The 10,198-nt window shown below is 53.2% G+C and carries 10 protein-coding genes; all 10 read right to left on the bottom strand.

Features of this window, described 5'->3' with window-relative positions:
• Window positions 1–19: 19 nt before the first annotated feature.
• The 10 genes from FCS97_RS07185 to FCS97_RS07230 all read right to left on the bottom strand — a co-directional run bounded on the left by FCS97_RS07185 (window position 20) and on the right by FCS97_RS07230 (window position 10,197).
• Window positions 20–1,297: an OmpP1/FadL family transporter gene (locus tag FCS97_RS07185; protein ID WP_138517701.1), complete on the bottom strand. Its 1,278-nt coding sequence runs from the start codon at window positions 1,295–1,297 to the stop codon at window positions 20–22.
• Between the two features lie 122 nt (window positions 1,298–1,419).
• Window positions 1,420–2,235, bottom strand: a complete 816-nt coding sequence (locus tag FCS97_RS07190; protein ID WP_138517702.1) for an ABC transporter permease — start codon at window positions 2,233–2,235, stop codon at window positions 1,420–1,422.
• Between the two features lie 2 nt (window positions 2,236–2,237).
• Window positions 2,238–3,023 carry an ABC transporter ATP-binding protein gene (locus FCS97_RS07195; RefSeq protein ID WP_171035198.1) on the bottom strand — a complete coding sequence of 262 codons (786 nt, stop codon included), beginning with the start codon at window positions 3,021–3,023 and terminating at the stop codon, window positions 2,238–2,240.
• The gene (gene pqqE, locus FCS97_RS07200; RefSeq protein WP_138517704.1) at window positions 3,020–4,216 is read right to left on the bottom strand and encodes a pyrroloquinoline quinone biosynthesis protein PqqE; all 1,197 of its coding nucleotides are present in this window, start codon (window positions 4,214–4,216) and stop codon (window positions 3,020–3,022) included. Before pqqE ends, FCS97_RS07195 begins: the two co-directional genes overlap by 4 nt.
• Window positions 4,213–4,494, bottom strand: a complete 282-nt coding sequence (gene pqqD / locus FCS97_RS07205; protein WP_138517705.1) for a pyrroloquinoline quinone biosynthesis peptide chaperone PqqD — start codon at window positions 4,492–4,494, stop codon at window positions 4,213–4,215. The genes pqqE and pqqD overlap by 4 nt, the downstream gene beginning before the upstream one ends.
• The gene (gene pqqC, locus FCS97_RS07210) at window positions 4,491–5,216 is read right to left on the bottom strand and encodes a pyrroloquinoline-quinone synthase PqqC (RefSeq protein ID WP_138517706.1); all 726 of its coding nucleotides are present in this window, start codon (window positions 5,214–5,216) and stop codon (window positions 4,491–4,493) included. Before pqqC ends, pqqD begins: the two co-directional genes overlap by 4 nt.
• On the bottom strand, window positions 5,213–6,145 hold the full coding sequence (gene pqqB / locus FCS97_RS07215; RefSeq protein WP_138517707.1) for a pyrroloquinoline quinone biosynthesis protein PqqB: 933 nt from the start codon (window positions 6,143–6,145) through the stop codon (window positions 5,213–5,215). Before pqqB ends, pqqC begins: the two co-directional genes overlap by 4 nt.
• Window positions 6,146–6,218: 73 nt before the next feature.
• Window positions 6,219–6,293, bottom strand: coding sequence for a pyrroloquinoline quinone precursor peptide PqqA (pqqA, locus tag FCS97_RS16780; protein WP_083797182.1), 75 nt, complete (start codon window positions 6,291–6,293; stop codon window positions 6,219–6,221).
• 273 nt (window positions 6,294–6,566) lie between these two features.
• The gene (locus tag FCS97_RS07225; protein ID WP_138517708.1) at window positions 6,567–7,757 is read right to left on the bottom strand and encodes a porin; all 1,191 of its coding nucleotides are present in this window, start codon (window positions 7,755–7,757) and stop codon (window positions 6,567–6,569) included.
• Between the two features lie 349 nt (window positions 7,758–8,106).
• Window positions 8,107–10,197, bottom strand: coding sequence for a sigma-54-dependent Fis family transcriptional regulator (locus FCS97_RS07230; protein WP_425460737.1), 2,091 nt, complete (start codon window positions 10,195–10,197; stop codon window positions 8,107–8,109).
• Window position 10,198: the final 1 nt, after the last annotated feature.

Consider the following 10,198-nt stretch of genomic DNA (forward strand, 5'->3'; position numbering starts at 1 on the left):
TTCTGTCTACAAAACTGAATCAGAACTTGTAAGACACCTGACCTGAAAGAATGAAAGCATCACCTTCGGCGGTCCCCAACACGCGGCTTTGTGCGCCACCGGCGCCTTCCGTGCTGTCAATTTTTGCCTTGTCTGGCATCACGTATTGAAAGGCCACATCGAAGGTTGTGGCTTTGTCGAACTTGTACTGTGAACCAACTGCCAAGGTAATGCGGTCTTCATCAGGCAAACGCACTTTGCGACGCTCATCCGGTACGGGTGTCATGTCGTAAGCCACACCCGCTTTCAAATTGATGGTGTCGCTGTATTTGTAAATACCACCCACCGCAAAGCGCCAGCTGTTTTTCCACTCGTAGTCTTGAACCGGAATCGGTGCGGCACCAGCTCCGGCGTTCACGCGATCAAACTGAAGTTTTTGAATGGTAGTCCACTCGGTCCATGTGGCATCAGCCAACAATTGCCATTTGGGGTTCAAGTCAGTCACGCTTGAAATGCTTAAGGATGAGGGTAGGCGAATTTTGCTGCTTAGGTCGCTGTTTTGAGTGGCTGCTGCAGGACCGCTGAATGTCACGTTCCCTTCAAGATCCTGCTCAATTGCTGAGCGGTAAGCGACGCCAACGCGCGTTGCTGGAGTCAATTGACCCATCACACCCAAGTTGAAGCCGTAGCCCCAGCCATCGCCCGCAATGGTAGTCAACGATTCCGTGTTCAGTCCAAGTACGGTAGAACTGCTCAATTTGGCATCCAGTTTCTGTGCTGATACACCTGCACCCACTGACCACTGTTCGTTCACCTTGTATGAGACAGAGGGATTGATGTTCACCGATTTGATGTCAGAAGTGATGCCCTGAAAGCGACCGATCCAGTCTGGCTGATAGTCAGTTTTCAAGCCGAATGGTGTAGCAACCGATAAACCGAAATTGATTTTGTCGTTGAAGGGTAGAACCAAGTGGAAGTTCGGAATGTAACCTTCAGATCCGAAATCACCCACATTGCGACCGGTGTTGGTGGTCATGGCAGGTGGGGTTGTTGTGCCTTCATTGTTGAACTCACTGTTCAAATCAATGTAATGCCCACCCAGCACCACTTGGCGTTCTTTCAGGCGGCTCATGCTGGCGGGGTTGAACCAGGCCGCGCTGGCGTCTTCACCAATGGCGGCTTTGCCTGCGTAGGCCACGCCGGCACCACTGGCGTTTTGCTCAAGCAATGCGAAGCCTGCAGCCTGCACTGAACCGGCCATGCACAGTGTGGCAATGGCGGTGGAGATGATTTTGAATTGAAAAGCGGATTGTTTCATGTCGTCCTCTTGGATCCGTTTTAGGAATGGAAATTTGCGAGGACATTGTAGGTAAAAATACGAACGATCGTGCTTTAAAATTGTAGAGTTATTCTCTACAAAATCTAACTAAAAATAGTATTTTATTGATTTAAGGGCACTGCAGCACCACTTTGAGAGAACTTCCAGGTGGCCACCACCAGCATGGCGACGGTGGCAATTGCCAGAACGGATGCACTGAACAACACGCTGAATTCAGCATGGCTGCTGAAGGAATGGCGCAGCAGATCGACGCAATAAGAAAAGGGGTTGAGCAAGGCCACCCAGCGTGCCAGCGCGGGCATTGGATCGATCGGGTACAACGCGCCACTGAAGAAAAACACCGGAAAAATTACGAAGTTCATCATGACCGCAAAGCCGTCGATGCTTTTTGCAAAAGTGCCGCACAGCACACCCAATGCTGCGCAAGCCAAAGCAGCCAATACGGCGCCGGGCAGCAGCACATGCAACTGGGGCCACAAGGTGCGGCCAACCCAAGGCAGTACATTCTGCAAATCAAAACCCAGCGGAAACAGCAAGGTATAAAGGCCTTCGAAGGCCAGAAGCAAGGTGATCAGCAGGCCCATTTGAACCAGTGCACCCATGGCGGCTCCCAGGGTTTTGGCAATCAGGATGTGATGGGTTTTCACAGGGGCTGTTACCAGCAATCGCATGGTGCCCGCGTCTTTGTCCAAAGCAATGCTCAGGCCGCCCACCATGCCGCCAAACAGCAGGGTCATACCCACAATGCCGGGCAACAAACGCGCTGTGTAGTCGCCGCCAGCCAGTGCCTGCATGCCACCACCGATAATCCACAACCACAGCACAGGGCGAACCATGGCAGCGGCCAGGCGGTCGCGTTGTTTCAACAGCTTTTGGCTTTCGCGGCGTATCACAGCCCAATAAAAATGCAACAACATACTCAGTGCGCTCCGCCGTTCATTTTCCACACAAACCAGTCGGCCAATGTGGCTGTGCGCACGCTGGTTACGCTTTGATCGGGCAGTTCATCGAGTGCTTGTGCGGGGGTACCTAGCCAGCTTAATTCGCCTTGGTTCAGAAAGCCGACACGGTCACAACTGTTGGCCTCGTCCATCAAATGCGTAGCAACAAAAATGGTGAGTCCGTCAATGGCTTGCAGGGTTTTCAGGGTTTGCCACACGCTGTTTTTCGAAGGCACATCAAGCGCTGTGGTGGGTTCATCGAGGATAAGAACGCCAGGTTTGTGCACCATGGCGCGCGCAATGTCTACTAGCCGTTTTTGTCCACCCGAGAGGCTTCCTACAGTGCGGTGTAACCAGCTTTGAATCGGGAAAATGGTGTACAGGTGCTCGAGGTTGGCTTTGGTTTGCGCCTTGTTCATGCCTTGCAGGCCCGAGGCAAACAGCAGGTTTTCTTCCACAGTCATGAAGCGGTCCAGTGACACCGATTGAAACACAAAGCCCAGATTTTTTCGGGCAAGATCGGCCGCCCTGCGGGTGCTGTAACCCAGCACGGAGAGCTCCCCTTGGTGGGGTGTGATCAAGCCTGCGATCAGGCTGATCAGGGTTGTTTTGCCTGCGCCGTTGGGGCCCAGCAGGCCAAACATTTCGCCAGCGTTTAAATCAAGGCTGACATTGCTCAGTGCCCGACGTTCTCCCCAGGAGAAGGACAGGCCCTGTGCGTGCAGGCGGATTGTGTTGTCGGTTGCGTTGTTGTTGGTGTTCAAGAGCCGTTTTTGCTGAGGTGCAAGCTGTTGTGATCGCTGCGATACCATACCACGGGCACCTCGGCTGAATTGGCCAGCATTTGCTGTTCAGCCTTCTGAACTTTCAGGTAATCGTTGGGGTTGTCTCGACGTTGAGCAGCATTCACGAACTCAAGCACCTTTTCATGCTCAGGCGATTTGTGGCACACCGGGTCGGCATTCGTGGCATCACCGGTGATCAGGTAGGCCTGGCAGCGACAACCGCCGTAATCCTTCGCTTTGTCGGGGCAAGTGCGGCAAGGGTCTTTCATCCAGGCATCGCCACGATAGCGGGTGAAGCCATCGCTTGCATACCAAATGTGTTCAACAGAACTTGTTTTTACATTGGGGAATTCAAAACCGGGCAACATGCGCGCAGCCTGGCAAGGCAGGGCGGTGCCGTCGGGGCTGATACTGAGAAACACATTGCCCCAACCACTCATGCAGGGCTTGGGTGTTTTCTCGAAGTAATCGGGCACCACAAACAACAGCTTCATGGTGTTGCCCAGTTTTTCACGCCACGCGGCAACGCGTTCCTCGGCGTGTTTCAGTTGCGCGTGGGTGGGTATTAACGCCGCCTTGTTTTTGAAGGCCCAGCCGTAGTATTGGGTGTTGGCCAATTCCAGGTATTCAACCCCCAGCTTCACCGCCAGCTCGATGATTGAATCGATGTGATCCAGATTCAAGCGGTGCAGCACCACGTTCAACACCATGGGCCATCCCGCCGCTTTCACGGCCGTCGCAATTTCCAGTTTCTTGGCGAATGTTTTGGTGTCGCTGAGTGCGTCGTTCGCAGCTTGCGTTGCGTCTTGAAAACTCACTTGAATGTGGTCAAGGCCAGCGGCTTTCAATGCATCCAGCCGGGCGGGTTTCAAGCCAATGCCGGAGGTAATCAGGTTGGTGTAGTAGCCCAGTTCATGGCCGTAAGCCACCAGTTCTTCGAGGTCGTCGCGCAGCAAAGGCTCGCCACCCGAGAAGCCCAGTTGCACCGCGCCCAAGGCACGGGCCTGCTTCATGGTCTCTTTCCATTCGGCGGTGCTTAGTTCATTCGTGTTGGTTTTGTAATCAACCGGGTTGTAGCAGAACACACAGTGTAGCGGACAGCGGTAGGTCAGCTCGGCCAGCAGCCACAGGGGGCCGGCAGGGCGCATGTTTTGCTCGCTCAGGCTGTTCATGCGTCCAGCCAGTTTCGACGTGCGGCTTCTTCCAGCATGCTGCGCACATCGGCGTCCAGTCCGCTTGCGCTGAACTTGGCTTCAAGTGCGGCAACAATATCCACCACTGTTCGGGTGCCGTCGCACAGCAGCAAAATTTCGCTGGCCGACTGGTTCAGTTTCACCATGCCCTCGGGGTACAAGAGCACATGTGTTTTTTGTGCTTCTTCGTACTGAAGACGGAACAAGCGATTTAGTTTTGGGTATTCCGGCAAAACTGGGTTGGTCTCGGTGCTCATTGTTTCTTCTGTTTTGTTTTGGCAGGTTTGTCGGGGTAAGCCAGCGCAATCGCATCTGACATGCTCCACAACACATCCAGTTTAAATTGAAGAATTTCAAGTGCGCGTTCCTGCTGTGCGCGGGTCTTGAAATAATTCAGTGTCACTTCCAAACCGTGTTCTACATCGCGCTGCGCCAAACTGATTCGCGACCGAAAATAATTCAAGCCTTCAGGTGCCACCCACTTGTAATCTTTGGGCCAGTTGCTCAAGCGTTGTTTGTGAATTTCCGGCGCAAACATTTCGGTTAGCGATGAACACACCGCTTCTTGCCAAGGCGCGCGGCGCGCAAAATTCACATAAGCATCCACGGCAAAGCGCACACCGGGCAACACCAGTTGCTGGCTCCAAAGCGTGTCTTTGTCGATGCCAACTGCCTCGCCCAAGCGGCTCCAGGCTTCAATACCACCGGCGTTGCCTTCCCAGCCATCGTGGTCGAGAATACGCTGCACCCAACGTCGGCGTGTTTCGCGGTCGTCGCAATTGGCCATTACAGCGGCGTCTTTTTGCGGAATGCACACCTGGTAGTAAAAACGATTGGCTACCCAGCCACGCAATTGTTCACGGCTTAGTTTGCCTTCCCGCATGGCCACATTGAAAGGGTGGTGGATGTGGTAGCGGTCGCCTTTGGCGCGCAAGCGTTCTTCGAACTCTTTTTTGCTCCAGGCTTTGTTGCTGCTCATGCAAGAATCTCCATGCCATCGTAGGACACTTCAATTCCATTGTCGGCCAGTATGGCGCGTTCGTCGCCATGCTCGTACAGAATCGGATTGGTGTTGTTGATGTGAATCAGGATTTTGCGTTGGCCCTCGAACTGGCTCAGCTGGCTGATCATGCCAGAACCGCGCTGACCCGGTTTGTCGGTTTGTGGCAAGTGGCCCATGTCAGCGGCCATTTTTTGCGAAAACCCTTGCGTGACCATTTCATCTTCGGTCCAGAAGGTGCCATCGACCATCAACACATCGGCTTGTTGCATGTAGGGCAAAATATCAGGCGTAATTTCACCAAGCCCAGGTGCATAAAACACTTTCTTGCCGGTGTTGGTGTCTTCAATCAACAAACCAATGTTGTCGCCACGGCGTTGCGCGTAGCGGCTGGGGGAGTAGGGCGGTGCCTTGCTAATCAAGGGGATTGATTTAATCTTGATGCTGTCCAGCGGGCTGATGGTCAATGGGTCATCGCACTCGGTGCACAAGGGCGTCCATTTCACGCCGCAATAAAATCCAAGGGTGGGAACCAATGGCAAGCCGTTGGTCAGGTCTTCCCACACCGCTGGTGTTGTGAACAGGCGCATGGGGGTTTTGCCCTCTCGCATCATCAACAAGCCAGTGGTGTGATCAATTTGTGCGTCCATCAAAATGACAGCAGAAATGCCTGTGTCGCGCGGGCCGCGGTTGGGCTGCAATTCAGGGGTGTTCTTGATCTGGGTGAGAATGTCGGGTGACGCATTCACCAGAATCCAGTTGGCTGACCCATCCGATATGGCAATCGACGACTGGGTGCGCACGGTGTAGCCGGGCGCTTTGGCCCTGACAGCTTGGCAATTGTTGCAGTTGCAGTTCCACTGCGGGAACCCTCCGCCTGCTGCGGAACCCAGAACTTTGATTTTCATAGTTGCTTTTCTTCAGGGGTAAAAAAAGCCCCGCCAGCCTGAAAGGCTATCCGGGGCTGTGCGAACCGTCAAATTAACGGTTGGCGATGTACATGGTGATTTCGAAACCGAAACGCATGTCAACGAATGATGGTGTAGTCCACTGCATGAAATATCCTCCTTTTACTTTATAAAAATGCACCTTGGCACATGGCTTGGGTGAAGAACTTGGCTTGCGCCGTTTTGTTCGTCCTCAAAGGTTTAAATAGCAATTCCCGTGCCGTACATGCAGCGCTGTCGGTATTTTTGCGATGTGGGAAATGGGTGCCTGTTCGGGTGTTTCGCTTGTTCAAACTGTTGCAGTTTGAAACACAATGCAAAAAGGCGCGAACCTTGTGAGCTCGCGCCTTAGGGATAACCGTTAACGGAGGGTGGTTAACGATTAGAAGAACAGGATTGCGCCTACGGCGATTGTGTTCTCTTCACCTTTTGGTGTACCAGCAGGTGCAAAGCGATATTGTTCTTCACGAGTGATGTACTCACCCGCAATCGTCAGGCTTGGGGTCAAGTTGTGGTACACGCCCAGAACCATTTGGCTTGTTTCGTCCAGCATGATTGCCGCATCGTTGCTGGTAGCATCCAGGGTGGAGGCGCCGTAATTGATACCAAATTTGGTGTTGCCGACCTTGTATGTGGCCTGAACCAGGTAGCCGTCGGAGTCCCGTTCGAGACCTTGTAGGTCAGCCCCGCCGAATCCGATCAATGTCGTACCCAAGCCTTCGCCGGTGTAGTAATTGCCCACCAGACCCAAATTGCCGAAGTTCAAAGCGGCACCAACTTCATAACCAGCGATATCACTCTGGGCATTGTTGCCAGCTGTTGCAGGATCATCCGGCAATGTGTCTCGCCCTTGGTTGACCAATGCACCCCAGATTTTACCTGTGTCACCCAGGCTGTAAGATGCCAGGGCTTGAAGTCCGGGTGAATCTGCTTCACCACGTGGTGTTTTTGGTTGGAAAACGCCGGCAGACAGGCTCAGATTTCCAATCGCAGGTGCGGTGTAAGTAATTTGAGGTTGAAATTCCGTGTAGATGTAGCCAGCGCCGATAGAACCCAGGGTGGTGTTCAATGCACCGTTGAAGCCCGAGCCACCGCCGACCGCCAGCAATGACATGTCATTCAGAATGGCATTTTGCCCGAACAACCCGATGTCACGTCCTGCCTTGATCGTACCCATGGTTGCGTTGCCGAATTGCAGGAAAACGCGTCGTTGGTCACCAACCAATTGACCTGAAGTACCGGTGCCAGCTCCTGTGAAGGTTGTACCGGGATCGATCGAAATAACCGCCTTCAAGTCGTAGCCTGCTTGCGTAGTCGAAGCTGAAAAAATAATGAAACCTGGCAACAGACCGTTTTGGATCGAAGTGCGGTCTTGACCTGTGGCAGTACCGCCACACACACCCAAAGCACCATCGGCAGCTGCGCCAGCGTTGTCGCAGCTGGTGGTGTTGTAGTAGGCGTTTACAGAGCCAGAAATATCCATTTCCCACTCGCCAGCTTTAAAGCCGATTGCGTGTGCCGAAGTCCCCATTGCTGCCAAGATGGAAGCTGCTACTAATTTTTTGCTGATCATGAGATCAACCCTCCAGTTTTAGTTTTTAAAGGTTGTTGCTTGTTTGTCTTCTAAAGCTCGCCAGTACACTGCAGAGTAGAACTGGCTTGAGGGGACTAGGGCAAAAGACATGCCAGTGCATAAGTTATTGATTTATAATAACTAAATGAAAATGTAGGGCTTTTGATGACAGGCTGGGGCGGTGCAGTTGGTTTGCGCCAAACGGTGCGCATTGAAACAGGATTGTGTGCGGGTGGAGCAGGTGAATGACAGTTTTGTGACAACTGTTCAATTGCTTTGTACCAAAAAAAACCACCCGACAATGGGGTGGTTTTTCTGGAACGGGCGGAGCCGGCTTAATGCACGCGACTTACTTTGAATTCAGGCGCCGGTAAATTGTATTTCTTGAAATACCCAGCATGCGGGCGGCAGCGCTCACATTGCCCCGGCAGGTTTCCAAGGCATCTTGAATCGCCTGTGATTCCAGGTCGTCCAGATTGATTGGATTGTCCACTTGGGCCCGAGAAGTGGCCTGCCGGGAACCCAGGTAACCCTGTGCCCGTGCATCGTAGGCGCGGGTGTCGTAGGTGTCTTCTTTGTATCGGGGTGACTGGGGCAGCGAATTGATCTGCTCTTCCCGATTGCTCGGTCTCTGGCTGTGCGTCCAGCTGTCAAATCGACCTTCCCTGAACTTGCTGAACGTTTGGTCAAGGCCATTGTTTTTGGGTGCAACAGCCTGTCGATGATGCACCTGCACTTCAAACGATCCTGGTTTGGTTCGCGCCGGGAACGCCGGTGTTGGCTTGTGAGCAGGTGCAGCCATTTTGGTTTGCACTGAAAAATTACTGCGCACGTTAAACTGTGGGCGTGTGCTGGCCACAGGTGCTGTTGCACGCAGTGGCTGGCGATCGTCGGTTTCTGGCAGCACTTGCTCCGGCTGGCTGGTTTTGTTGTCCAAACGCAAGGCGCGCCATTCGTCGAGGAAGTCGTCGGGCAGGTGGTCCCACTCAATGGTTTCAGCTTCGTCAGTCATTACACTGGCGGTGCGCAAAATATTGGTCAGCTGGCGAATATTGCCCGGCCAAGCGTGTGTGGTGAATGCCTTCATCACTTCGCCTGAAACACGAATACGCGGGTTGTGTGATTCATTCTCCAGAATGCGCTGAATTATTTTTTGCAGATCGGTGCGCTCGCGCAGCGCGGGAATTCGCACCACCAAGCCGTGCAAGCGATAGTACAAGTCTTCGCGGAAAAGGCCAGCCGCAATTTGATCGCGCAGGTTGCGGTGCGTGGCGCATATCACTTGTAAATTCACAGGAATGCTTTTCTGGCTGCCCAGTGGTGTAACCACTCGTTCTTGCAATACACGCAGCAAACGGGCTTGCAGCGAAACCGGCATATCGCCAATTTCATCGAGGAACAAGGTGCCACCATTGGCCTGCAATATACGGCCTTGTGAGCCCTTCTTTTTCGCGCCAGTAAACGCACCGTCTTCGTAGCCAAACAACTCGGATTCAATCAGTGTTTCGGGTATCGATGCGCAATTAACGGCTACGAAAGGTTTGTCGTGTCGAGGCGAATCGTTGTGTATGGCCTGCGCAAGAATTTCCTTGCCTGTGCCTGTTTCACCCAGAATCAGAATGGGAATGTCCTTGTCAATCACCTTGCCCACTTTCTCGATGATTTTCGCCACCTGCGGGTCGCCTGTGTTCAGGTATTTCAGGCTGGACAGGTGATGGCTTTTTTGACAGGTGGTGTTGCCTTTCTGGGTTGCCGGCACCTGGTTGTGCTGAACGGCCCCGTCCTGATTGTTTTTCACCAAGCCCACCGAGTCGAAAATTCGACCGCGGCCTACACTGCCCAAGCTGGCTTTGGCTGTCACCTGGTTGCCATTGTGCAAGCACAAAATCAGCGGAATGGGGTTGCAGGTGCGGTAGTGGTCGATCAGGGCCGACAAAGGCATACCGAACAGTGAGCTGAAGGTGTGGCTTTTCAAGGCATTGGCCGACATGCCGAATTGCACCATGGCAGCCCGGTTGGCTGCCAGGAATTTGCCTGCGGGCGAGAAGGCGGCTGCGCCTTCCACGACTGAACCCAAAAACTCTCCGCGCTGGTGAAATTGCACAATGATCGCGTCTTGAAACGAGCTATTGAACAAATGATTTTCAATCATTTGTGCAGACATACGCACCAAGCCCATGGTGTGTCGGTGGTAGCTGCGATAGTCGCCAGTTACATCAAGTACGCCAATGGCCACGCCATTGGGGTCGAAGATCGGTGCTGCTGAACAAGTCAGGAAACGGTTCACATCCAGAAAATGGTCTTGACCGTGAACGACAGTGGGCAATTCTTCAATCAGCGCGGTGCCAATTGCATTGGTGCCCTTGTGTTCCTCGCTCCAGGTGACGCCTGGCGCCAGGGCCACTTTCTGGGCTTTCACCAAGAAATCATCATCACCCAGC

The organism is Limnobacter alexandrii (genome assembly GCF_005871185.1).
In the GTDB taxonomy this organism is placed as follows: Bacteria; Pseudomonadota; Gammaproteobacteria; order Burkholderiales; family Burkholderiaceae_B; genus Limnobacter; species Limnobacter alexandrii.